Genomic DNA, 23,706 nt, shown 5'->3' with positions numbered 1-23,706 from the left:
CGACCTACGCACCCAGAACACGTAACGGAGAACCGCGATGCGGAAGATACTCATTGTCGGAGCCGGCCAGTCCGGTCTCCAGCTGGCCCTCGGGCTGCAGTCCCACGGGTACGAAGTCACCCTGATGTCCAACCGCACCGCCGACGAGATCCGGTCCGGCCGGGTCATGTCGACGCAGTGCATGTTCCACACGGCTCTCCAGCACGAGCGCGACCTGCAGCTCAACTTCTGGGAGTCCCAGGCCCCGCAGATCGAGGGCGTCGGCGTCTCGGTGGCCGGCCCCGACTCCTCGCGGGTCATCGACTGGGTCGGGAAGCTGGACGGCTACGCGCAGTCCGTCGACCAGCGGGTGAAGATGGCCGGCTGGATGGAGACCTTCGCCCAGCGTGGCGGCCAGCTCGTCATCCACGGCGCCGCGGTCTCGGACCTGGACTACTTCTCCCGTACCTACGACCTGGTGATGGTCTCGGCCGGCAAGGGCGAGCTCGTCTCCATGTTCGGCCGGGACGCCTCGCGTTCGCCCTTCGACACCCCGCAGCGCGCGCTGGCCGTCGCCTACGTCCACGGCCTGGGCCCCCGTCCGGAGCACCCGGAGTTCGACGCGGTGCGCTGCAACCTCGTCCCGGGCGTCGGCGAACTCTTCATCATGCCGACCCTGACGACCTCCGGTCGCGCGGACATCCTGTTCTGGGAGGGCATCCCCGGCGGTCCGCTGGACGCGTTCCAGGGCATCAAGGACCCGTCGGAGCACCTGGCCAAGACGCTGGAGCTCATGGAGAAGTTCACCCCGTGGGAGTACGCGCGCGCCACCAAGGTCGAGCTGACCGACGCCAACGCCACGCTGGCGGGCCGTTACGCCCCGACCGTACGCAAGCCCGTCGGCCGGCTGCCCGGCGGCGGCCTGGTCCTCGGTGTCGGCGATGTGGTCGTGGCCAACGACCCGATCACCGGCCAGGGCTCGAACACGGCGTCCAAGTGCGCCCACTCCTACCTCCACTCGATCCTCGAGCACGGCGACCAGCCGTTCGACGAGGCGTGGATGGAGGCGACCTTCGAGCGTCACTGGGAGAACACCCAGCACGTCGTGAAGTGGACGAACGCGATGCTCGGCCCGCCGCCGGAGCACGTCCTGAACCTCATCGGCGCATCGGGTCAGATCCAGCCCGCCGCCGACCGGTTCGCCAACGGGTTCAACAACCCGGCGGACTTCGACAACTTCTTCTTCGAGCCGGAGAAGACCAACGCCTACCTGGCCTCGCTCACCGGCGGTCAGTAGGCTCCCCGCCCGCGAGGCAGCGGGCGGTTCCCGGTGAGAGCGCCGGTGTCCGTGGGCCGTCCCCCGACGGCCCACGGACGGCTCACGCCCCGGTCCCGCGCGTCGGACCGGGGCTCACCACGTTCAGGTGGCCGGGGCGTCGTACCCCGTGTCCGCCCCCGAGGTCGCACCCTCGGGCAGTTCCGGGAGGGTGTACGAGCTCAGCGGCGTGCTCCCCGGGTCCGGGCGGACCGCACCGAGCAGCGGGTTCGAGGCGAGGGGCGACACCTTGACGGTGGCGCCCGGCCGGGGCGCCTGGATGACGAGGCCGTCGCCGATGTAGAGCGCGACATGGGTGGCTTCGGGGAAGTAGACGACCAGGTCTCCTGGGCGCAGCGAGCCGATCGGTACCCTCGGCAGTTCCCTCCACTGTTCCTGCGACGTGCGGGGGAGGGTGCGGCCCGCGTCCGACCAGGCCCGGGAGGTGAGCCCGGAGCAGTCGAAGGAGTCGGGCCCCTCGGCGCCCCAGACGTACGGCTTCCCGATCTGCTCGATCGCGAAGCGCACCGCCTCGCTGCCCGCCTCGGACGGGAGGCGGACCGAACTGAGCGCACCCGAGGCCGTCAACGCGTCCTGTGCCTCGCTCACGTTCTTGCGTTCCAGCGCGGACACCGCGGCGATCTGCTCGGGCGACAGCGAGGCCAGCATCGCCTCGATGCCCTTGAGCCGGGACTCCACGGTGTTCCGCTGCGCCTTGCGCCGTTCCGTCAGCAGACGCTGCTGGTTCTGCGCCGTCCGGGACTTGGCGGCCAGATCCTCGGCGTGCCGCTCGGCGCCGGTCAGCCGGTCGACCACCGCCGAGCGGCCCGCCTGGGCTCGTTCGATCACGTGGCTCTGCTCCAGGGCCCGGGCCGGGTCGTCGGCGAGCAGCAGGCGCAGGTAGACGGAGAAATCGGTGCTCCCCTGGTACTGGTCGCGGGCCAGCCGTCCCGCGTCCCGGCGGCCGGTGTCCAGCGCGGCTCTCGCCCTGGCGAGTTCGGTGCGCAGCCGTCCTGCCTCGGCGGTCCGCTCCCTGAGCGCCTCCTCGGTGCCCTTGTAGAGCTCGCCGGCCTCCTCGGCCTCCTGATAGAGCGTCTGCAACTGTTTCAGCAGCCCGGCCACCCCCTGGGGAGCCGGACCGGCGGCAGGGGCCGGGGCGTCCGAGGGCGAGGGGACCGGTGCCGGCGGATCGGCGACGGCGGGGGAGGCGGCGACGACGGCGGCCAGCGCCGCCGAGCAGAGAGCACGCGCGACGCGTCCTGACACGACATCACCTCCGGTGTCAGGGGCGGCACCGAATAATCGGACTACCCCACAAATGCTCGGATGTCGTCCATCCGGTCACCCGCCGCCGGGCGATGCAAGGACCGCCCGGTGCGCCACCCGGAGCTGTGCCCCGGACGGCGGACGCCCCGGCCGTACGGGCCGCCCGCCGTCCGGGGCGGCCGTCACTGGGCGGGGAGGGAGTAGAAGACGCCGCCCCGCTGCACGACGACGGCCTTCCCGGCGGGCAGGACCCGGTACGGCGCGGTGACGGTGGCTCCCTTCGGGTCCTGGGCGCCGATGTCCTGGAACTTCCAGAGCCGGCGTCCGTCCTCCGCCCGGAACGCGGTGACCTGGGAGGCGTCGGCCGCGTAGAGCGTCTTCCCGCTGCCGCTGAGGGTCAGCGCGGGTGTGCCGTCGCCGAGCGGCACTTCTGTGGACCGGCGCCAGACGGCCTTCCCGGTGGCACGGTCGACCGCGGCCACCTCCTGGTTGCGGTTCGTGGTGTAAAGGAGCCTCCCCGCCGGCACCGGTGTGCCGTAGACGGAGGACTCGGCGCCGTCGAGGGTCCAGACAGGCTTGCCGGTGCCCGTCTCGAAGGCCTGGAGGTCGTCACCGACGGCCCCGTACAGGTGTCCCTCCTGGTCACCCACGGCGGCGCCGCCCGGAGCGACCGTCCCGAACTGCCGGCTCCACAGCTGCTTGCCGGTGGTCCGGTCGAAGCAGCGGAACACCGCCTTGCCCTTGCCTGCCTTGACGTCGTCCGGCGTGAGGGTGTCGGCGCTCTGCCGTACGACGAAGTCGGCGTTCCGGACGGCGGTCAGGCGGTAGGCCGGAGTGCCGGGAGCCCGGCCCGCCGGGACCGGGGTGCGCCACAGCTCCTCGCGCCGCACGATGTCGTAGGCGAAGAGGTACGCCTTCACCACCTGGGTGTCCTTGCCGGGCTTCTTGCCCTTCTTCGGCTTGGGCGCCTTCACGGTGACCGTGTGGGACCCGGTGAACCAGAGGACGGAGCCCGAAAGGCCGGTGAGGGGAGCGACCTTCATGTTCGGTACGCCCGTGAACTGGTCCACGAAGCGGACCCGGTGTTCGATCCGCCCGTCCTCGGGCGACAGCCAGAGGAACTCGGTCGGACTCGCGAGGAAGCAGAGGTCGTCGCCCGCCGCCAGCACTGTCTGGGCTCCGGCGGCGTCGGCGCGCTCCCATGCCTTCCGTCCGGTTCGGAGGTCGAGAGCGGTGGCTCCGGCCGTGTCCGTGAGGACCAGCAGCCTGTCCCGCCAGATTCCCGCCGTCGCGGGGGCGGGCGATCCGGTCGGCCGCGTGTGGATCCACCCGGGATCCGGGGCGCGGCCGGGGAGCTTCGGGCCGGGCTCGGCCGTGGGCTTGTCCTCCGTGGCGGAGGCCGGCTCGTCCGACCCGAGGACGGACACCGCGGTACCGCCGAGGACGAGACCGGCCACCCCGGCGGCGACGGCGGTGATCAGCGCCCGTCGTCCCGGAGCCTGGGCGGAGACGGAGGGAGTGGTCCGCGGCGGCGAGGTGGGCGCCGGCGGGCTCTGCGGGTAGGCGTACGGGTACGGCTGTGCGGGCGCGGGCGCGGGCGCGGGCGCGGGCGCGGGTGCGTTCGGCGGCGGCGCGGCGGCCGGGAGGGCGGGGTGCGAGGGTGCGGCGCCGGCGGGGTCCCGGGGAAGGGAGAGCTGCTGCGTGGCCCGGTCGGTCTGCGACGGACGTGCCCCGGTGCCCAGGAAGCGGGTGGTCCCGTTGTCGTCGGGGTTCTCCCCGGCGGTCTGCGGCCCTTCGCCGGGCGTCCGTTCACCGACGGGCACGGAGTCCGTCGGTACGGCGTCCATCGGGACGCCGTCGATCGGAACGGCGTCCGAGGGCACCGTGTCCGGGGGCACGGAGTCCGTCGGGACGGCGTCCGTCGGGATGACGGCGTCCACGGGTGCCGCGGACGTCCGTACGGCGTCCACGGGGTCCGCTGCGTCCACAGCATCGGCGGCGTCCGCGTCCACGGCGTCCGCACCGGTCGCGGTCACGGTGTCCCGGGGCGAGCCGCCGCTCGTGGGCGCCACGTCGTCGGGTTGCCCGATCTCGGCTGCGGCGTCCGCTGGTCCCGCGTCCGCGGGCCTCTCGCCCTCCGCCTCCCGGACCGGATCCGCCGGAGGCTCCAACGCCCCCGCACGCGCTGCCTGGTCCCTCAGGGCAGCAGACAGCGGTTCCGGCAGCCAGCCGCCCTTCGCGAGACCGGCCGCGCCCTCCAGGGCGAGCTCCGCGGCGACCGATCCGGCCGTGGGACGGTCAGCCGGGTCCTTCGCCAGGCAGTTGGCGACCAGTTCCCGCAACTCCGCGGGAACCGAGCTCAGTTCGGCCTGCCGGTGAGCGATGCGTTCGGCGGCCTCCTCGGCCGGGCCGTCGGCGAGCGGGGTCGTGCCGGTCGCCGCGTACGCCAGCAGCAGTCCCAGGACGAACAGGTCGGAGGCCGGTCCCGCCTCCTTACCCTCGACCTGCTCGGGGGTGAGGTAGCCCAGCCGTACCGAGAGCTGTCCGCCCTCCCGGACCTCGGCCGAGGCCGCCGCGCCCAGCGGACCGAACGCCGTGAGCCGGGGCCCGTCCTCGGCCAGCAGCACCGTCCCGGGTGCCAGCCCCTGCAGCACCGCCCCGGTGGCGTGCACCCGGGACAGGGTCTCGGCCAGACCCGCGCCCAGTATCCGTACGGCACGTTCGGGCAGCGGGCCCGCGAGGCCGATGGCCTCGGTGAGCGTCACCGCGGGCACGTACGCGGAGGCCGTCCACAACGTGTCGTCCGTCGCGGGTACGAGAGGCGGCTGCACCCAGCCGCCGGCCAGACGCTCCGCCGTACGCGCCTCGGACAGGAAGCGGCGCCGGAAGGCGGGCGCGGCCGCGAGGCCGGGCCGCGCGGCCGTGACGACGGCGAGTGCGTCCGAGCCGGTCCCCGACGCGTCACGCGCGAGGTAGTGCACGGCGCTCGCACTCGCACGGAAGCGCGCCAGCGCCGTGTACGGGCCGAAGCGGCGTGGATCGTCCTGACGCAGCGCCTCCATGGCGCACCCCCTTGTCACCGTGCTCCCGGCACCTGACCGCCGATCTTACGGGCGTCCGTGCGCCGGGATCTCAGGACCCGCTACGGGGCTTGCTCCAGGGCCACTTGGGGGTGAAGCGCTCGCGGCCACCGGGGGCGTACTCGTACACCCAGCCGCGCTGGATCCCGAGCCGCTTCGAATACCCGGCCGGGACCCGCCGGTAGGCGTACACGGTGGCGGGACCGCCCTCGGCGTCCGGCACCGGTACCTCGTACCACTTCGGGGGATGGCCGGTCGGCCCGAGCAGCACGGGCAGGACCCGGCCGTCCAGGGGGCCGCCGCGGAAGGACGTGTTCTCGCTTTTCACCCGGCAAGTGTCACCCGGGCGGCAGGAGGTGCGCCGCGTGCCCCACCACCGGGACGATACGCGCCGCGAGCCGGCCACCGGGACCGTCGGCGGTCTCCAGTTCCAGCAGCCCTGCGACGACGGCCCGCGTCTCGGTGTCCGAGGCGGCCGTGACCGTGAGCAGTGCCATCAGATGGTCGACGAGCCAGTCCCGGAGTTCGGATGCCGCCGGCTGCTTGTCCTCGTCCAGCCAGATCAGGGACGCGGCCTCGACCGCCGCGATCCAGGTGCGCACCATCATCCGCAGCCGGGGTCCGGCCGTCTCCTGCCCGGGGCCGCCGCCCCGCCCGAGGTGGAGCAGGATCTGCTCGGCGGCGGACCGCCGTACCCCGTCCACGATGGTGCTCGTACGGGAGGTCTCCGCGACACTCCCGCCGCGGAGCAACGCGCTGAACCCGGCGTCGTGCTGGTCGACGAAGCCCAGGTAGCGGTCCAGGACCCGGCTCACACGCTCGGTGGGCGGACCGACCGCCGGTTCCGAGAAGCAGAGGGTCAACTGCTCGGCGGCCGACCCGAGGGCGGCCTCGTACAACTGCTGCCTGCCACCCGGGAAGTAGCGGTAGACCAGCGGACGGGAGACTCCGGCCGCCACCGCCACCTCGTCGATCGACACGTCGTCGGGGGCCCGGTGGGCGAAGAGGGTGAGCGCCGCGCCCAGCAGTTGGGCGCGGCGCTCCTCGACACCGAGGCGTCGGTAGGCACGGGCCGGAGATGCTGCGGGTGCGGAGGTCATACCCCGAAGCCTAAGCGCTCCCCCCGGAAGGGGGAGGGCCCTCAGGCGAGCAGCCCCGAGCTCTTCCACAGCCTGCGCCCCACTCCGTTCAGCACCCCGATGTCGTCGAAGAAGTCCGTGAGCCGCTTCGCTCCCGTCTGCATGACCTCCGTGCGGTGGCCGCTCGCCTTCACCTGGGCGACGGCCTCACGGCGGTCCAGACCGACGTTCTCGTAGACCTGGGGGTTGATGAAGCACACGGAGAAGACCCGTGCCGCCTCGCCGGAGTTGACCCGGGTCAGCCGCCGCTCCCACGCGGGCGCGGTCACCATCTGGCGGCGCAGCTCCTCGCGGGCGTAGCGCACATGCCTGGACTCCTCGATCACATGGATGCGGGTCACTCCGCGGACCAGCGGCTGGACGCGCTCGTCCGGGAAGGTCAGCCGCTGCATCCAGTCCAGGATCTCCTCGCCGAGGAGCGTCGCGGCGAACGAACCGGGGGTGGTGGAGACGGTCTTCAGCACCCGCGCCAGATTGTGGTACCGCCGGGGGACCGGGTAGCTGGGCCCGCCGCCCCACTCGATCATGCGGGCGAACATCATGGAGTGCCGGCACTCGTCGGCGATCTCCGTGAGCGCGTAGCGGACGTGCTTGCTGGTCACGGACTTGTCGTAGATGTGGCGCACGAGGAGCTGCATCAGGATGATCTCGAACCAGATCCCGAGCGAGGCCAGCGAGGCCGCCTCGTGGCGAGCCAGCTCCATCCGCTGCTCCTCCGACATCCTGCGCCACAACGGGGTGTCGTAGAGGGAGACCAGCTCCGGCGGCCAGAACCACTTGCCCTCCTCGACGGGCGACTCCCAGTCGAGGTCGGTGTCGGGGTCGAAGGAGTGCTTGGCCGAGGCCTCCAGCAGGCGGATCGCGACCTGTTCACGGTCCTTGAGCGGGCCGAGCGCATCGCGTAGCACCTGGATGTCCTCGTCGGTCACGGTCGTCATGGCTGGGCACCTCGCACAGGGGTTACCGGCGGTCAGTTTTCCGGTCAGGATTATGAGACTGCCTGTCAGCAAGGCAGTCAATCCCTTGCGCCCGACTTGTTGACCGCTCGTCTACCAGCGTGTGAACCTGCCAACTGACGTCAGCACCACGGAATGCACGATCCTCGCCAGGCGAAGGAGCTGTCCGTGTCGACACACGACCTCTACACCACCGCACCCGCCGCGCCGTCCTGGGAGGTGCCCGCCACCGGCGCCGCCCGCTTCAGCTGGGACTACGACGACGGCCGCGAACGCCTTCTCGCCCTCTACCAGAAGGGCAAGGACAAGCAGTGGGACGGCAACAAGCGCATCGACTGGAGCCTGGAGGTCGATCCGGCCGACCCCCTCGGCACCCCGGACGAGGCCCTCACCCTCCACGGCACCCCGCACTGGGCGAAGATGACCGAACGGGACCGCGGCGAGCTGCGCAAGCACTACACCTCCTGGCAGTTCAGCCAGTTCCTCCACGGCGAGCAGGGCGCGATGGTCTGCGCGGCCAGGATCGTGGAGTCGGTCCCCGACCTGGACGCGAAGTTCTACTCGGCGACGCAGACGATGGACGAGGCCCGGCACGCGGAGATCTACGGCCGCTTCCTCCACGAGAAGGTCGGGATGCTGTACCCGGTCAACGACAGCCTCCAGGGGCTGCTCGGCGACACCCTGCGCGACTCCCGCTGGGACATGCCCTACCTCGGCATGCAGGTGCTCATCGAGGGGCTCGCGCTCGCCGCCTTCGGCATGATCCGCGACACCACCACCAAGCCGCTCCCCAAGCAGATCCTCACCTACGTCATGCAGGACGAGGCCCGGCACGTGGCCTTCGGGCGCATGGCCCTGCGCGACTACTACAAGCAGCTGAGCGACGCGGAACTGCGTGACCGCGAGGAGTTCGTCATCGAGGGCTGCTACCTGATGCGCGACCGGCTCAGCGGCGTCGAGGTCCTGGAGAACTTCGGCATCGCCCGGCAGGAGGCGAAGGAACTCTCCGAGCACTCGGAGTACCTCCAGCTCTTCCGCAAGCTGCTGTTCAGCCGGATCGTGCCCTGTGTGAAGGACATAGGGCTCTGGGGTGAGCGGCTCCAGAAGGCCTACGTCGACATGGGCGTGTTCGAGCTGGGCGACTCCAGCCTCGATCTGCTGATGGCCCAGGACGAGGAGCTGGCCGAACAGCTGGACCGCGACCGTTTCACGGTGGAGGAGGAGGCGCGTGTGGCCGAGGTGGCCCAGGCGGTGGCGGAGGGCGGCACCGAGGGCTGAGCCTTGTGCAACCGTCGGCAGGCAGGGAGAGCGGACTTCTGACGGCGAGGACCAGGGCCCCACAGGACCAGGACCGCACAGGGCCAGGGCCCCACAGGGCCAGGACCGCACAGGGCCAGGACCGCACAGGGCCAGGACTTCACAGGACCGGGCGGCCCAGCGGAGGGGATGCCTCCCGAATGGCTCCTGCGCCGGGAACCGACGGCCTGACGGACGGGCCCGTCGTATCGGCCCGCAGGGCACCCTCCAGGGCACGCGCCATGCCGAGCAGCGCCGCGTCCTGCCCCCGGCCGGCAACCAGTTGGAGCCCGGCCGGGCAGCCGTCCGCGGTGAAGCCGGCGGGCAGGCTCGCCGCAGGGTGGCCGGTGAGGTTGAACGCCCAGGTGAGTGCCGTGGAGTAGGTGTCGCCCGGGCCCTCGTGGCCGTGCGGTGTGTTCGGTGTGACCGGTGTCAGCAGCAGGGGCACGCGGCCGAAGAGGGCGTCGAGCGCGCGGTCGTCGGCGGCACGGAGCCGGTCGGTGGCGGGCGTCGGCCGTCCGGCGCGCACCGCGAGCCATGCCTCCGCCGGGTCGAGCAGGTCGCACCCGCCTGACACCAGGCGGACCGCGCCCGCGGCCACCAGCCGGTCCACCGCCTCCCGGGTCACCCGCGCCACGTCCGGGTCCACGTCGGCGAACCCCAGGTCAGGGCTGTGGACCGCCGGGACCGGAAGCCGGGCGGGGCGGGGGACGTACCCCTTCACGAGGTGGCCCAGAGCGAGTTCCGCCGTCGCCACCGACCCCGCGAGCAGCCCGGCGGAGGCCAGGCCCGTGCGGTCCGGGGAGGGGAGCAGGCCCGAGGTCGTCCGCAGACCGAACACCCCGCACCAGGCCGCCGGGACGCGTACCGAGCCGGCCCCGTCGGCGCCGGTCGCGAGCTCCACCATGCCCGCGGCGACCGCCACCGCCGACCCCGCCGACGAGCCGCCCGGAGTCCGGTCGTGACGCCAGGGGTTGACCGTACGGCCGTGCGCCCCCTGCCCCCAGGTCTGCCAGGCCGTGCCAGAGCCGGGTACGGAGGTCGCGCCGACCGGTATCCCGCCGGCCGCGATCAGCCGGCGGGCGCTGTACGAGCGGATCCCCGTACGGCCCTTGACGGCGAACGGCAGCCCGGCGAGGGGAAGACGGCGGGCGCTCTCCAGGCGGGACCGCGCCTCCTCGTGCCACACCTCCGTGAAGGCGCACAGCTCCGGGTCGAGCCGGTCGATCCGGGCGAGGGACTCCTCCAGGCGGGATTCCGGGGACGCTGCCGGGGCCGATGTCATGCGTCCAGTGTCGGACCCCGGGCCTCAGCCCCGCAGCGCCTCCTCCATCACCGCCCGGGCGATGGGGGCCGCGTTGCCGCCGCCGCTGACATCGGCCCGGTCGGCCGCGGCGTCCTCCACGACCACCGCCACGGCCACCGCGGGCCGCCCGGAGTCCGGGGACTGCGCCCAGGCGATGAACCAGGCGTACGGGGTGCCGGAGTTGTCCACGCCGTGCTGGGCGGTGCCCGTCTTGCCGCCGACGGTCACCCCGTCGATCGCCGCGTTGGTCCCGGTGCCGTTCTCCACGACGTCGACCATCATCCGCTGCAACTGCTGGGCCGTCGTCGGTTCCATCGCCCGGTGGTAGGAGTCCGCCCCTTCCTGCCGGACCGTGTCACCGTCGGCGGTGGTGACCCGGTCCACCAGCCTCGGGCGCATGAGTTCGCCGCCGTTGGCCACCGCCGAGGCCACCATCGCCATCTGGAGCGGGGTCGCCGCCGTGTCGAACTGCCCGATCGAGGACTGGGCGAGCTGGTCGTCGCTCATGTCGGTGTCGAAGTTGCTGCGGGCCACCCGCGACGGGATACCGAGGTCGTCGTCGTTGAATCCGAAGCCCTCCGCCGTCTCCACCATCCCGTCCAGGCCCACCTGGACGCCCAGATGGGCCATCACCGTGTTGCAGGAGACCCGGATCGCCTCCGCCAGCGACGCCTTCTCGCAGCCCCGCGCCTCGTTGGGCAGCACGGTCGAGGTACCCGGCAGGACGTACGGCGACGGAGTGTCGGTCTCCTCGTCCGGGTCGGTGACCACCCCCGCGTCCAGCGCCGCCGCCGCGGTCACGATCTTGAAGGCCGAGCCGGGCGGATAGGTCTGCCGGATGGCGCGGTTCAGCATCGGCTTGCCCGACGCGCGGTTCAGCCGGGTCCAGGCGTCCGTGACCGCGGACCCGGTGCCGGAGAGGACCTCGGGATCGTACGAGGGCGAGGAGACCAGGGCCAGGATCCGGCCGGTGGCCGGGTCGAGGGCCGCGACCGCGCCGCGCCGGCCGTCCAGGCCCTCGTACGCCGCGCGTTGCACCCGGTCGTCGACGGTGGTGACGACATCGCCGCCCGGCTGCCTGCTGCGGGTCAGGTCGCCCCAGAGCGGGAGCGGGGCCAGCACCGCGGCGGTGCCGGACAGCACCTCGTCCTCGGCGTTCTCCAGCAGCGAGGTGCCGTACGTCTGCGAGGCGTAGCCCGTCACCGGTGCGTACAGCGGGCCGTGACGGTAGGTGCGCTCGTACGCGAGCTGCTCGCCGGTGTCCTTCGAGCCGGTGACCGGCTCGTCGCCGACCAGGATGTTGCCGCGCGGCTGGTCGTAACGGTCGATGGTGGTGCGGCGGTTGGCGGAGTTGCTGTTGAGGTCGTCGGCCTCGAAGAGCTGGACCCGCGCCGCGTTCGCCAGCAGGGCGAGGAGCAGCAGGAGGCAGAACGCGGCGGCGTGCCGGATGTAGGGGATCACGGTTCCTCCACGGCCGGCGCCGGCGCGGCGCCGGGGTCGGGTGTGCGAGCCACGTCGCTGACCCTGATGAGCAGCGCCACGATGATCCAGTTGGTGACGACGGACGAGCCGCCCTGGGCGAGGAAGGGCATCGCCATACCGGTCAGCGGGATCAGTCCCATCACACCCCCGGCGATCACGAAGACCTGGAGCGCCAGGATCGAGGCGAGCCCGATCGACAACAGCCGCCCGAACGGGTCCCGCAGGGCCAGCCCCGCCCGGAAACCACGGGCCACCAGCAGCGCGTACAGCAGGAAGACCGCGGTGAGCCCGGCCAGGCCGAGCTCCTCGCCGGCGGTGGCCAGGATGAAGTCGGACTTGGCGGCGAACCCGATGAGGATCGAGTGCCCGAGCCCGAGTCCGGTGCCGAGCATGCCGCCGGCGGCGAACGCGAAGAGCGACTGGGCGAGCTGGCTGGGCCCCTGCCCGGCCTCGATCGTGGCGTACGGGTTCAGCCAGTCCTCGACCCGGCTGTGCACATGGGGTTCGAAGGAGCCGACGGCGAAGGCCCCTGCCGCGGCGAGGAGCAGCCCCACGGCGATCCAGCCCGTCCTTCCGGTCGCCACGTAGAGCAGGATCACGAAGAGACCGAAGAAGAGCAGCGAGGTGCCGAGATCCCGTTCGAGGACGAGGACACCGACGCTGAGCAGCCAGATGGCGACGATGGGCCCGAGCACGCGTCCCGTGGGGAACTGGATCCGCCAGATCCTGCGGCCGGTGTAGGCGAGGGCGTTGCGGTTCGCGGCGAGGTACGCGGCGAAGAAGACGGCGAGCAGGATCTTGGCGAACTCGCCGGGCTGGAAGGAGAGTCCGCCGACCCGGATCCAGATCTTGGCACCGTTCACCGCCGGGAAGAAGATCGGCACGATCAGCAGCACCAGCGCCGCCGCGACCGAGAGGTACGCGTACCGCTGGAGCACGCGGTGGTCCCTCAGCATCACCACGACGGCGATGAAGAAGGTGACTCCGAGCGTGGACCAGATCAGTTGCGTCGTCGCCGCCCGGTCGCCCGGGGTCTCCAGGTCGAGGCGGTAGATCAGTACGAGGCCCAGTCCGTTGAGCAGGACGGCGATGGGCAGCAGCAGCGGATCGGCGAAGGGGGCGCGGAAGCGCACCGCGAGATGGGCCAGCAGGGCGAGGAGCCCGAGCCCCGCTCCGTACCCGGCGACGTCGGGGGGCACCGCGTCGTTCCGCGCGAGGCCGACGGCGGCGTAGCCGTATACGGAGATGAGCACCGCCCCGATCAGGAGCGAGAGCTCGACCCCGCGCCGCTTGGGCAGGCGTAGCTCGGGCGGGCGTGTGTCCGCCGTCGGTGCGGTCATGCCCCGCAACGTAGCAAGACGCGGGTGTTATTTCCCTTATGTCAGCTTCGTGGCACTCCTCGGCGGGCCCCGCCTGTCCGCGTCAGCTCTGGTAGGGGTTCTGGCCGCCGCCGGGGGCGTAGCCGGGCTGCTGCGGTGCCTGGCCGTAGGGGTTGCCGTCCTGTCCGCCCTGGGCCTGGGCCAGGAGCTGGTCCGCCTGTTCCTTGGGTATCTGCCGCTCCCCGCCGCAGAAGGTGCACTGCGTCGCGTACTTCGTGGAGAAGGGGAAGAGCGGCACGAAGAACAGCGTGAACTTGGTGACCCGCTTGCGCAGGGTGTGCGCCGCCGGGTTGCCGCACCAGCCGCACACCATCGTGAGGACCGCCAGCTGGTACAGATAGCCTCGCGTACCGAAAATGATCATGATGTCGTTCCCTTCCCCGTGTCTTCCGGGAGTGCCCGCCGGCAGAGAGCCAGCAGTGTCTCGTCCCCGTGGGCGTTGTGGCTGCTGCCGTATCCGCCGTCCGACGTCGTGTGCCGGCGTACGGACCGAAGCTCGGCGCGCAGCACCCGTGTCGCCTCCGAGCCTGCACCGCCGGGGCCCATTCGCGCCAGACATTCCGCGACCCGGACCCTGACGTGGCAGTTCTCCTCCCAGGCGCCGAGGAGCACCGGCACCACCTCGGCGGCCCGCCCGGCGATCTCCCACAGCGCGATCGCCGCGTCGACCCGGAGCCACAGCTCCTCGTGCGAGAGCAGCGCGCGCAGCCTCGGTGCCACCACCGCGGCCCTCGGGCCGAGCGACCCCAGCGCGCTCGCCGCCGTACGACGGTCACGCGCCTGCTCCGCGTGCAGTCCCTCGGTCAGCGCCGGCAGCACCGCGGCGGCGTCCCCGGTGACCGCCCACAGCGCCTCCGCGGCCTCGGTAGCCGCGGCCGTGCCCGGCCTCCCCGTCAGCCGCCGGAGCTCCGGCACCGCACAGCGGGCCGCGGGACCGAAGGAGCCCAGGGCCCGCAGCGCGGCCGTGCGCAGCCACTCGCCCCGGTAGTCGGGCGCGCTCCGCAGCACCCGCAGCACCTCGGGCGCCGCCTCACCGGCGCGCAGCGCCGTCAGCCCGGCCAGCAGCGGGCTCGCCCGGTCGTACGCGTCCTCGTCCGGCCGGACCTCGCGGAGCCTCCTGCGCAGCGACCCGGCGAGCGGGGCGGCCGAATCGCCCAGGAAGCCGATCACGAACCCCACGTCACCAGGTACCTCCGGCCGCTCCAGCGCGGCCGCCAGGGCGGGCAGCGCCCGTACGTCCCCCGCCTTGGCCAGCGCCTTCACCGCCGGGTCGAGGCCCGGGGGGCCGCCGGCCCACTCCTTCACCCACGCGCCGGGATCCGCCGCCACCCGCCGGGCCAGGGCGTCCCCGGCAGGCGCGGCGAGAGCGCACAAGCCGTCGAGGGCGTACGCGGCGGCCTCCGCCAGCCGGGGTTCCGGATCGGAGAGCTGCGCTCCGACCAGCCGCACCAGATCCTCGTAGGATCCCCGCCAGCCCCCGATCAGCCCGCCGCTCATCCGTACGGCGTCGAGCCGCTGTCCGGGGTCGGGGCTGGACAGCTGGTCCTTCAGCAGTGCCGTGCGGTCCGCCACGCGGTCGCCGAGGCCGGCGTGCAGGGTCCGCAGCAGATCGGCGGTCCACGGGGCGCTCCGTCCGGGGGACTCCTCGGTGGCCAGCTCCCGCTCCCGGCCGACCAGGGTCACGGACGCCGCGCCGTCGCCCGTGACCGTGTCCCCGCCGGACGGGCCCGGGCGGACGGGCCCGGAGCGCAGGCCCTCCAGCAGCGCGGACACCACCGGTACGACGTCGCCGGGCAGTGCGCCGGGGGAGCATCGGGCGAGCTGTGCGAGCGCCGCGAGCCGCAGCCCCGGTGGATGTCCCTCCGAGGCGAGCCGGCTCAGCCAGTCGGCCGCCTCCGAGGCCGGCGGCCGGTGCCGCAGAGCGATCCGGCCGGCGGCCTCGACGAGCGCCCGCCGCACCTCGTCGTCGGCCTCCACGGGCAGCCGCTCCCGCAGCAACGCGAGGACCCGGCCGGGCCGGGAGTGCAGGGTGGCCAGCGCCAGGGGGGCGGCGAGGCGCACCCCGGGGTCCTCGTCGGCGACCAGCTCGAAGAAGACCGGTGAACCGGCCGAGACGGCCACCGCCGCCATCGCGTAGTTGGCGATGCCCTCGATCTCGTCCGGGTCCAGCTCGTCGAGGCCGTCCACCTCGTCCTCGTCCACCTCGATGCCGCCGATGCTGGTGAGCAGCTCGATGACACCGCCGCGGTCGGGTACCGCCGGGTCGACGGCCAGTTCGAAGAGGAACGGGATGCAGGCGAGCGTGCACGCGTAGACGTCGCCCTGGTGGTGCACCGCGCCGTACATCCCGTCGAGCGCGATCTCCCGCTCCCCCGGATCGGCCGAGGCGAGCCCGTGCAGGAGGGCCGGCACGTCGTCCGCCGGTCCGTAGGCATGCTCCATCGAGGCCCAGTCGACCTCGTCGATCCCCCTGAACACGCCACGCCCTCCCCGTGTCTCGCTCCGCCACGGGACGCGGCAGGACCGTGGGCCCCTGAGGCGGTGTCTGCGCAGAGTGTGCACCATGCCGGTGACGATCCGCCCTCCCCGTGCGGCCATTACTCGCCGCGCCTTCCACGGCTGTGAACGGGCTGTGCGCGCGCTGCTCCGCTCAGTCGCCGGGAAGCGTCCCGGCCCGCCCGGAGTCGTGCAGCGGAGCGAGCAGATCGCCGTACCGGTCCAGCCGTGCGGCCATGTCCCCGGCGAGGACGACGAGCGCGTCCGGGGCGCGGCACGCCTCGATCTCGTCCCAGGTGACGGGTGCGGACACGGTGGGGCTCGACCTCGCCCTGAGGGTGTAGGGGGCCGCCGTGGTCTTCGCCGCAGCGTTCTGGCTGAAATCGACGAACACCTTGCCCGGGCGCAGTGAACGCGTCATGCGGTGGACGGCCAGTCCGGGCAGCGCGTTCTGGGCCTCCACGGCCAGTCGCCTCGCGTACGCCGTCACGTCCTCGGACGGGGCGGGTTTCAGCGGGACGAGCAGATGCAGGCCCTTCGAGCCGGACGTCTTCCCGTAGGAGGACAGCCCGTCGCCGGCCAGCCGCTCCCGCAGCCAGAGCGCGACCCGGCAGCACTCGACCACACCGGCAGGCGGGCCCGGGTCCAGGTCGAACACCATGCGGTCCGCGACGGCCGGGGAGTCCTGCCGCCACTGATGGGTGTGGAACTCCACGACCAGGTTCGCCGCCCACATCAGCGACGGCAGGTCCTGGGCGAGCACCTGACGGGCGTCCGGATCGTCACTGCGGGGGACCGGCGCCGTGGAGACCCAGTCGGGTGTACCCGGCGGAGGGTTCTTCGTGAAGAAGCGCAGTCCCTCCGGACCGTCCGGGTACCGCAGGAACGACAGGGGGCGGTCACGCAGGTGCGGCAGCATGACCTCGGCCGCCGTGGCCGCGTAGTAGTGCAGCACCTCGCCCTTGGTCGTTCCGGTGTCCGGATACAGCACCTTGTCGAGATTGCTGAGCGACAGCCGCCGCCCCTCCACCTCCGTGATCGGCGTCATACGATAAGAATCACACGAAATCGTTTGAATGCTGGCGTACCCGTCATAAGGGGTGAACGGTGAGGTCCATCTGGAACGGCACCATCTCGTTCGGGCTGGTCAGCATCCCGGTCAAGCTGATGAACGCCACGGAGAACCACTCGATCTCCTTCCGCCAGATCCACCTGGCCGACGGCGGCCGCATCCGCTACCACAAGGTCTGCGAACTGGACGAGGAGGAGGTGCCGGCCTCCGAGACCGTCAAGGCGTACGAGGACGCCGACGGCTCGGTGATCCCGGTGACCGACGAGGACCTCGCCTCGCTGCCCCTGCCGACGGCCAAGACCATCGAGATCGAGGGATTCGTGCCCCCCTCGGCGATCGATCCCCTCCAGCTGGACTCGGCGTACTACCTCTCGGCGAACGGAGTCCCCGCCGCCAAGCCGTACGCGCTGCTGCGCGAGGCCCTGAGGCGCAGCGGCAAGGTCGCCGTGGCGAAGTTCGCGATCCGCGGCCGGGAGCGGCTCGGCATGCTGAGGGTGGTCGACGACGTGATCGCGATGCACGGGCTGCTGTGGCCGGACGAGATCCGCACCCCGGAGGGGATCGCACCGGACTCCGGCGTCAAGGTCCGGGACGCGGAACTCGACCTCGCGGACGCCCTGATGAACACCCTCGGGGACGCCGACATGGACACCCTCCACGACGACTACCGCGAGGCGGTCGAGGAACTCGTCGCCGCGAAGGCGGCCGGTGAACCCGTGGCCGAGGAGGAGGGCGAGAAGCCCGAGGGCAAGGTGATCGACCTGATGGCGGCCCTCGAGAGCAGCGTCCGGGCGGCCGAGGACGCGAAGGGGGGCGGCGATGGCGAGGAGGACGGCACACACGCCGACGTCCACCCGATCAAGGGCCGCACGCCGCGGTCCGGCGGGGGCGGTACGGGCCGCGCCGCGACGAGGAGGACCGCGCGGAAGCGGACCGGGGACGAGGAGCCGGGACAGCGGCAGGGCGGCGGCACCGGGAAGGCCGCGGCGAAGAAGACGGCCTCGAAGAAGGAGCCCGCGAAGAAGACCACCCGGAAGCGCACCACGGCCTGAACACCGTTCGGGCCCCCTCCGGCCGCCGGGGCGGTAAGGTGCCGAATGCCGCGACTGGCGCGTACCCGGCAGGGTGCTCCGTGGAAACGACCACGAGGGAGCGGCACACTCCGGGCGTGCCCGGGGCGTCATCGCCGGAGGGCCGTCCGCCTGGGCAATCCGGGTCCATGTCGCCCCGTGCGACCGACCCGGGAGGAAACCCGTGGCCGTGAAGCCGTCCGATGCCCGCCGCCCCGCCCTGTACTCGGCCGACCCCGAGATCGCCGCCCTGGTGAACGCCGAGGAACGGCTCCAGGCGGACACCCTCCGTCTGATCCCCAGTGAGAACTACGTCTCCGCCGCCGTGCTGGAGGCCTCCGGCACGGTGCTGCAGAACAAGTACTCCGAGGGCTACCCCGGCAAGCGCTACTACGAGGGCCAGCAGGTCATCGACCAGGTGGAGACCCTCGCCGTGGAGCGCGCGCAGGCGCTCTTCGGGATGGACCACGCCAACGTCCAGCCCTACTCCGGCTCCCCGGCCAACCTCGCCGTCTACATGGCCTTCCTGGAGCCCGGCGACACCGTGCTCGGGATGTCGCTGCCCATGGGCGGGCACCTCACCCACGGCTGGGGCGTCTCCGCCACCGGCAGCTGGTTCCGTGGCGTGCGGTACGGCGTACGGAGGGACACCGGGCGCATCGACCTCGACGAGGTGCGCGACCTGGCGCGCGCCGAGCGACCCAAGCTGATCTTCTGCGGGGGCACCGCCGTGCCCCGGGTGATCGACTTCGCGGGGTTCGCGGAGATCGCCCGTGAGGTGGGGGCCGTGCTGGTGGCCGACGTCGCCCACATCGCCGGTCTGATCGCCGGTGGCGCGCACCCCTCGCCCGCCCCGTACGCCGACGTCGTCTCCACCACCACGCACAAGACGCTGCGCGGGCCGCGCGGCGCGATGCTCCTGACCCGGGCCGAGCACGCCAGGGCCGTCGACCGCGCCGTCTTCCCCGGCCTCCAGGGCGGACCGCACAACCAGACGACCGCCGCGATCGCGGTCGCGCTGAAGGAGGCGGCCGCGCCCGACTTCGCCGCCTACGCCCACCGGGTCGTCGGCAACGCCCGCGCGCTGGGCGAGGAACTGGCCGCGCGCGGCTTCGACCTCGTCTCGGGCGGTACGGACAACCACCTGCTGCTCGCCGATCTCACCGGCAAGGGGGTCTCGGGGAAGGTCGCGGCCAAGGCGCTCGACCGGGCGGGGATCGTCGTCAACTACAACACCGTCCCCTACGACCCCCGCAAGCCCTTCGACCCCTCTGGTATCCGCATCGGCACTCCGGCCCTCACGTCCCGGGGCGTCCCCGCCTCGGAGATGGGGGCGGTCGCCCAGTGGATCGACCTGGTCGTCGACGCCGCCCGTACAGGTGACGAAACGACGGTTTCCAAGGTCAGGGACGAAGTGAGGACGATGATGGACGCCTATCCGGCACCGGGGCTCCCCCTGCTCTGAGCAGGGCGCCGTGGCGGTCCGGGACGGGGCACACCCGGCCCGGACCGCCACGGAACGCCGTGTCCCCGATTCCGCGCGCCCGCTCTGCGCCCTGTGCGACGGCCGGACCGCGGTACAGGCTGGGGAGAGTGAGGAAGCCGGCGGGTGAACAGAGGGGGCACGATGCAGGATCTCAAGGTCACGTCATGGCAGCTCTTCGGGCACGACCGGCTGTACGTGAATCTGCCGGACGGCACCGCGATCGGGTGGGCCGACCGGGGCAGCGGCACGATCACGGTGCTGCACCCCCGCTACCGGGACGCGGTGACCGACGCCCTCGCGCGCCAGGTCCCCGATCTACCGGCCCTCGTCGGGGAGGAGGTCCCGGCGAGGGTGCCGGGCCCGCCGCCCCCGCCCCCGGTCCCTCGGATCCCGCCGATGCGGGGGCTGCGGAAGCGGGGTGCGGAGCCGGTCCTGTCCCCCTTACCCGCGCAGGAGACCGCGCCCGGCCCCGAGCGGGAACCGGCCCCGGGACCCGGCACCTCTTCGGTGCCGGCGCCTTCGCAGGTGCCCGCACCCGACGCCGGGCCGGAGCCCGTACGGCGGGAAGCCGCCCCCGACGGCGGATCGGAGTCCGTGCGGCGGGAAGCCGCGCCGGGGGCCGGGACGGAGACGGAGCACCGGCCGCGTCGGCGCCCCGCCGTGCTGCCCGCCCTCACCCCCGCCGACGACCTCGCCGCCCGTCGGCCCGGTGCCGGACTCCGTGAGCAGCTCGGCGAGTCGGGGGCCGGGGCCCTGGTCAGGACGGCGACCGCGGCGCTGCGGCGGCACCGGGACGGCGACCCGCGCAGGGGAGCGCTCGCGGGGGAGCGCCGGGTCGGCTCCGAGCTCAGGCGCCTGACCCGGCACGGCTGGCGGATCCTGCACTCCGTCCCCCTGCCGGACGGCACGGAGATCGGCCATCTCCTCATCGGGCCGGGCGGGGTGTTCGCCGTGACGACCGACCACCGCCCCGGAGCCTCGGTGCGGGTCGGCGACGGCATCCTGCGGACCGATGACGCCGAGCCGGTCCCGTACGAGCTCGGCCCGCGGCCGGAGGCGGGCTACGCGCGGACCGTGCTGGAGACGTACTGCGCGTTCGGCGTGCCGGTCGAGAGCGTGCTGGTGTTCACCGGCGTCACCGGGCTGGAGGTGGCCGCCACCCCGGAGGGCGTGCGGGTCTACGGCGAGCGGCAGGTGTCCGCGCTCGCCCCGCTGACGGGTGTGCTCACCCCCACCCAGGTCGAGCGGGTCTACGACGTGGCGAGGAACGCGGTGGCCTGGCTGGAGGGTTGAGCGAGGGTCCCCGGGGGCCCGGGAGCTGGACACCGCTCCCGGGCTGCTCCTGGGGACGCCCTCCCTCAGGCGGGGTTGCGGACCGGTCCCGGGACCTCCTCCGGTGCGAGGGGCTCCGGAGGCACGTCGAGCTTCCCCGGTCCACGGCCGAGACCGCGGATGGCGGGGACGGCGAGCATGACGGCGAGACAGATCACGGACACGGCCGAGGAGAAGAGCAGCACCCGGTCGGCGCCGAAGGCCTCGGAGGCGGGGCCCGCCAGCGCCCTGCCCAGCGGGATGGCCATGATCGACCCGGCGACGTCGTAGGCGTAGACGCGGCTCAGCACGGTGAGCGGGATGTGGGACTGCACGCTCGTCGCCCACATGACCCCCCAGAAGGCGAAACCGCAGCCCGCCAGGACCCCGGTCAGCAGGGTGACGGTGAACGACCATCCCAGCGCGGGAGCCAGCGGGTTGAGGGCGAAGCAGAACATCGCGCACGCCCCGGCGACGAGCGGACGGGCGGGCCGTACCCGCATCCCCAGCAGTCCGCCGAGGATCGTCCCGGCGCCGTCCGCCGAGGCGATCCAGCCGTACCCGGTGGCGCCGTGCTGCTCCGTGAGGAGCGCCGCGCCCAGGGGCAGGGCGGGGCCGAAGACGAACAGGCCGTAGACGGCCCAGACGACGATGACGCCCCACAGCCAGGAACGCGACCTGAACTCCTGCCAGCCCGTCCTGAGACGGTGCCACACGGGCTCGTCGCCCTCCTCGCGCACGACGTCGAGCCGGCGCAGCGGCACCAGGACCAGGGCGCTGAGCCCGTAGGCCGCCGCGATGACCAGGTAGGAGCCCGCCACCTGCCAGTAGGCGACCAGGAGGCCCGCCAGGCCCGGGCCGATCAGCGCGCTCATCGCCTCGGATATCCGCAGCAGCGCGTTGGCCCGCTGGATGTCCGGGGCGACCCGGGGAACCATGCTCGCCACGCCCGGCTGGAACATCGCGGTCGCGGCCCCGCTGAAGGCCATCAGCACCATGATCTGCCACAGCCGCACCTCGGTGGTGACGAGGAGCGCGGCGAGGACCAGCATGGCCAGCATCCGCGCCAGGTCGGCGCAGACCATCATCACCTGCGGGGTGAAACGGTCCGCCAGTACGCCTCCGAAGAGGACGAGCAGCGCGATGGGCGTCATCCACGCGGCCAGCGCGTACCCCACGCCGCCAGCTCCGTGACCCGCCCCCAGCACGGCCGTGGTGAGGGAGACCATCAGCATGCCGTCGGCGAGGAGGGACGAGCTCCGGGCGGTGAAGAAGAGCTGGAAGGGCCTCGACGCCCAGGGGCTGGGAAGCCGTTCCGGCGTGGGCTCGGCGGTCGCGTCGTCAGTGGTCATCTCGCATCGGCCGTCGGCGGCCGTTCCCTTCCATGAGGATCCGCCGGCCGAGCCAGGCGTGCGTGTCGCCCGTCCGGGCCGGCGGATCGTGAACGATGACGTACCGGGCGGGTGCCAGCAGGCCGGACGCGTGCGGACCGGACAGGCAGTCCATCAGCGCCGCGTGGGCGTCCTCCGGGGTGAGCGCGGCGCCGCCCGACGCGATGAAGGCCGTGAGCCCCTGCGGCGCGCGGGCGTCGGGGCTGTCCGCGGTGACGTGCACGGGCAGGCCCCCGAACGCCTCGCCCAGGGCGTGTGCCACCGCGGGGGGCGACACCCAGCAGCCGTCCACCTGCCGCCACCCGCCGTCGCGTGCGGCGGGCCTCACCCCGGTGACCCGGGTGAGGGAATCCAGCGGTACGTCCTCGTAGGCGGCCGCCTCCAGCAGCAGCACCAGTCCGGCGAGGAAGGCCTCGGCCTCGTCCCGGGGGAGGAGGACCGGGTCGGCCCACATCGAGAGGTGCAGCAGGGGTTCCGTCCGGTACACGAAGCTGAGCAGCCGGGTCGGCATCTCCTGGACGGGACCCCACTCCAGTTCCGGCGGGGCGTCCTCGTCCTCCCCGGATGTCCCCCCGCCGCGGCTCGCGGTGATCACGCTGACGTCGTTGAAGACCACGTCGCGGGCGAACCTGCTGCCGCGTTCCGCGGTCGCCCCGTCGATCGCCTCCCACAGGCGGACCGAGTCGAACCGGCTGTGCCGGTACGCGTCGAGGGCCGCCCCCCAGGTCTTGCGCAGCACCGCGTCGAAGGAGGGACCCCGTACGTCGAGGTGGAGCAGCGCGTCCTGGGACAGGGTGTTCACCGAGCGGGCGAGTCCCGGTCCCGACCGGTTGGCGACGGGTGCGGCGGCGACACAGGAGGACTGGCCGGCCCGGTGTGCCACGAGCGTGCACCACGCCGCCAGCAGCACGGTGGACGCGGGGCTGCCGGTCCTCTTGGAGACCTGGGCCAGCGCCTGCCCGGCGCGCCGGGACCGCAGGGTGAGCTGCGGCTGCCGGGCCTCGGACCGGGCCGTCCGGGGCTCGGCGAACATCTCCTGCGGACCGGTGGAGATGATCCTCGTCCAGTACCGCAGCGAGGCCTCGGAACGGCGCAGGCCGGCCGGTGCCGCCTCCTGCGCGGCGAGTTCGAGCGGGGTGAGCCCCACGCGCGGGAGCCCGTCGCCCGCCAGCAGCGCGAGCCACTCCTCGCGCAGGACGGCGAGGGCGCTGCCGTCCGTGGCGGCATGGCTGGAGGCCAGGGTGACGAAGGCCGGCGCACCGCGCAGCGTGAGCAGCGAGAGCCGGAGCGGGAAGTCCCGGTCCAGCCGGAACCGCCCCTCCCGTGCCCGGCGGGCCACCGCGTCGGCGTACCGCCAGGGATCCGGCGGGAACTCCTGGTGGTCGACGACCTCCACGGTGAACGAGCCGTGAGCGGACACGCGTTGTGTGCGGGGCGCGGAACCGGACGGTTCGGGGAAGGTGGTGCGCAGGGCCTCGTGGCGCACCACCAGTGCGCGCAGGGCGTCGACGGCCCGCTCGGGGGTGGTGCCCTCCGGGGCCGGCCAGACGTCGTGGATGTTGATGTGGCTCGGTTCGTCCCGCAGGATGCAGCGGATCATGTTGGCCTGCCCGGTGGTGACCGGCCCGCCGCGTTCCTCCCCGCCGGTCCAGTCGACGGTGACCACGCGGGCGTCGGCCGGT

The 23,706-nt window shown here is 72.9% G+C and carries 18 protein-coding genes and 1 riboswitch; of the genes, 5 read left to right on the top strand and 13 right to left on the bottom strand.

Features of this window, described 5'->3' with window-relative positions; genetic code table 11:
* Positions 1-37: 37 nt before the first annotated feature.
* A complete protein-coding gene (locus ACGFNN_RS10725; protein ID WP_362554472.1) occupies positions 38-1,276 on the top strand; it encodes a styrene monooxygenase/indole monooxygenase family protein in 1,239 nt (412 codons plus the stop codon).
* A 123-nt stretch (positions 1,277-1,399) separates the two neighbouring features.
* On the opposite strand, the gene ACGFNN_RS10720 is transcribed toward ACGFNN_RS10725, so the two are convergent.
* The 5 genes from ACGFNN_RS10720 to ACGFNN_RS10700 form a co-directional block, all read right to left on the bottom strand.
* Positions 1,400-2,560: an NlpC/P60 family protein gene (locus tag ACGFNN_RS10720; protein WP_393554674.1), complete on the bottom strand. Its 1,161-nt coding sequence runs from the start codon at positions 2,558-2,560 to the stop codon at positions 1,400-1,402.
* Between the two features lie 182 nt (positions 2,561-2,742).
* Positions 2,743-5,622, bottom strand: coding sequence for a PQQ-binding-like beta-propeller repeat protein (locus ACGFNN_RS10715; protein WP_393554672.1), 2,880 nt, complete (start codon positions 5,620-5,622; stop codon positions 2,743-2,745).
* A gap of 70 nt (positions 5,623-5,692) precedes the next feature.
* Positions 5,693-5,968, bottom strand: a complete 276-nt coding sequence (locus ACGFNN_RS10710; RefSeq protein WP_362673356.1) for a hypothetical protein — start codon at positions 5,966-5,968, stop codon at positions 5,693-5,695.
* 10 nt (positions 5,969-5,978) lie between these two features.
* On the bottom strand, positions 5,979-6,740 hold the full coding sequence (locus ACGFNN_RS10705; protein WP_393554670.1) for a TetR/AcrR family transcriptional regulator: 762 nt from the start codon (positions 6,738-6,740) through the stop codon (positions 5,979-5,981).
* 41 nt (positions 6,741-6,781) lie between these two features.
* Positions 6,782-7,717: a diiron oxygenase gene (locus tag ACGFNN_RS10700; RefSeq protein WP_393554668.1), complete on the bottom strand. Its 936-nt coding sequence runs from the start codon at positions 7,715-7,717 to the stop codon at positions 6,782-6,784.
* 186 nt (positions 7,718-7,903) lie between these two features.
* Between ACGFNN_RS10700 and ACGFNN_RS10695 the strand changes: the two genes are divergently transcribed.
* Entirely contained in the window at positions 7,904-9,013 is a 1,110-nt protein-coding gene (locus tag ACGFNN_RS10695) for a ferritin-like domain-containing protein (protein ID WP_393554666.1), read from the top strand.
* A gap of 139 nt (positions 9,014-9,152) precedes the next feature.
* On the opposite strand, the gene ACGFNN_RS10690 is transcribed toward ACGFNN_RS10695, so the two are convergent.
* From ACGFNN_RS10690 to ligD, 6 genes are all read right to left on the bottom strand, one after another.
* The gene (locus tag ACGFNN_RS10690; protein ID WP_393554664.1) at positions 9,153-10,316 is read right to left on the bottom strand and encodes an amidase family protein; all 1,164 of its coding nucleotides are present in this window, start codon (positions 10,314-10,316) and stop codon (positions 9,153-9,155) included.
* 24 nt (positions 10,317-10,340) lie between these two features.
* Entirely contained in the window at positions 10,341-11,798 is a 1,458-nt protein-coding gene (locus tag ACGFNN_RS10685; protein WP_393554662.1) for a peptidoglycan D,D-transpeptidase FtsI family protein, read from the bottom strand.
* Positions 11,795-13,159 carry an FtsW/RodA/SpoVE family cell cycle protein gene (locus ACGFNN_RS10680; protein ID WP_393554660.1) on the bottom strand — a complete coding sequence of 455 codons (1,365 nt, stop codon included), beginning with the start codon at positions 13,157-13,159 and terminating at the stop codon, positions 11,795-11,797. Before ACGFNN_RS10680 ends, ACGFNN_RS10685 begins: the two co-directional genes overlap by 4 nt.
* Before the next feature lie 82 nt (positions 13,160-13,241).
* Positions 13,242-13,562: a zinc-ribbon domain-containing protein gene (locus ACGFNN_RS10675; protein WP_362555505.1), complete on the bottom strand. Its 321-nt coding sequence runs from the start codon at positions 13,560-13,562 to the stop codon at positions 13,242-13,244.
* A complete protein-coding gene (locus ACGFNN_RS10670) occupies positions 13,559-15,676 on the bottom strand; it encodes a HEAT repeat domain-containing protein (RefSeq protein WP_393554658.1) in 2,118 nt (705 codons plus the stop codon). Before ACGFNN_RS10670 ends, ACGFNN_RS10675 begins: the two co-directional genes overlap by 4 nt.
* 172 nt (positions 15,677-15,848) lie before the next feature.
* A complete protein-coding gene (ligD, locus tag ACGFNN_RS10665) occupies positions 15,849-16,742 on the bottom strand; it encodes a non-homologous end-joining DNA ligase (RefSeq protein ID WP_393554656.1) in 894 nt (297 codons plus the stop codon).
* Positions 16,743-16,801: 59 nt separating this feature from the next.
* On the opposite strand from ligD, the gene ACGFNN_RS10660 reads away from it, so the two are divergent.
* The 3 genes from ACGFNN_RS10660 to ACGFNN_RS10650 all read left to right on the top strand — a co-directional run bounded on the left by ACGFNN_RS10660 (position 16,802) and on the right by ACGFNN_RS10650 (position 20,615).
* Positions 16,802-17,818, top strand: coding sequence for a Ku protein (locus ACGFNN_RS10660; protein ID WP_393554654.1), 1,017 nt, complete (start codon positions 16,802-16,804; stop codon positions 17,816-17,818).
* Positions 17,819-17,858: 40 nt separating this feature from the next.
* A riboswitch (ZMP/ZTP riboswitch) is annotated at positions 17,859-17,981 on the top strand.
* 39 nt (positions 17,982-18,020) lie between these two features.
* Positions 18,021-19,301, top strand: coding sequence for a serine hydroxymethyltransferase (gene glyA / locus ACGFNN_RS10655; RefSeq protein ID WP_393554652.1), 1,281 nt, complete (start codon positions 18,021-18,023; stop codon positions 19,299-19,301).
* A 162-nt stretch (positions 19,302-19,463) separates the two neighbouring features.
* Positions 19,464-20,615 (top strand): NERD domain-containing protein, encoded by a 1,152-nt coding sequence (locus ACGFNN_RS10650; RefSeq protein WP_393554650.1) that lies wholly within the window; start codon positions 19,464-19,466, stop codon positions 20,613-20,615.
* Positions 20,616-20,680: 65 nt separating this feature from the next.
* Here the strand turns inward: ACGFNN_RS10650 and ACGFNN_RS10645 are convergent, their stop codons facing one another.
* A complete protein-coding gene (locus tag ACGFNN_RS10645) occupies positions 20,681-21,985 on the bottom strand; it encodes an MFS transporter (protein WP_393554648.1) in 1,305 nt (434 codons plus the stop codon).
* Positions 21,975-23,690 (bottom strand): condensation domain-containing protein, encoded by a 1,716-nt coding sequence (locus ACGFNN_RS10640; protein WP_393555103.1) that lies wholly within the window; start codon positions 23,688-23,690, stop codon positions 21,975-21,977. The genes ACGFNN_RS10645 and ACGFNN_RS10640 overlap by 11 nt, the downstream gene beginning before the upstream one ends.
* Positions 23,691-23,706 lie beyond the last annotated feature (16 nt).

The organism is Streptomyces sp. NPDC048590 (genome assembly GCF_043199535.1).
Taxonomy (GTDB): Bacteria; Actinomycetota; Actinomycetes; order Streptomycetales; family Streptomycetaceae; genus Streptomyces.
The sequence above is the reverse complement of the archived record's forward strand: the minus strand, read 5'-3'. Positions and strand labels throughout refer to the sequence as shown.

What these genes read in the sequence shown, in the direction of transcription:
- ACGFNN_RS10725 (WP_362554472.1), top strand. Translation starts at nt 38, where the DNA reads ATGCGGAAGATACTCATTGTCGGAGCCGGCCAGTCCGGTCTCCAGCTG.
- ACGFNN_RS10715 (WP_393554672.1), bottom strand. Translation starts at nt 5,622, where the DNA reads ATGGAGGCGCTGCGTCAGGACGATCCACGCCGCTTCGGCCCGTACACG.
- ACGFNN_RS10705 (WP_393554670.1), bottom strand. Translation starts at nt 6,740, where the DNA reads ATGACCTCCGCACCCGCAGCATCTCCGGCCCGTGCCTACCGACGCCTC.
- ACGFNN_RS10700 (WP_393554668.1), bottom strand. Translation starts at nt 7,717, where the DNA reads ATGACGACCGTGACCGACGAGGACATCCAGGTGCTACGCGATGCGCTC.
- ACGFNN_RS10690 (WP_393554664.1), bottom strand. Translation starts at nt 10,316, where the DNA reads ATGACATCGGCCCCGGCAGCGTCCCCGGAATCCCGCCTGGAGGAGTCC.
- ACGFNN_RS10680 (WP_393554660.1), bottom strand. Translation starts at nt 13,159, where the DNA reads ATGACCGCACCGACGGCGGACACACGCCCGCCCGAGCTACGCCTGCCC.
- ACGFNN_RS10675 (WP_362555505.1), bottom strand. Translation starts at nt 13,562, where the DNA reads ATGATCATTTTCGGTACGCGAGGCTATCTGTACCAGCTGGCGGTCCTC.
- ligD (WP_393554656.1), bottom strand. Translation starts at nt 16,742, where the DNA reads ATGACGCCGATCACGGAGGTGGAGGGGCGGCGGCTGTCGCTCAGCAAT.
- ACGFNN_RS10650 (WP_393554650.1), top strand. Translation starts at nt 19,464, where the DNA reads ATGCAGGATCTCAAGGTCACGTCATGGCAGCTCTTCGGGCACGACCGG.
- ACGFNN_RS10645 (WP_393554648.1), bottom strand. Translation starts at nt 21,985, where the DNA reads ATGACCACTGACGACGCGACCGCCGAGCCCACGCCGGAACGGCTTCCC.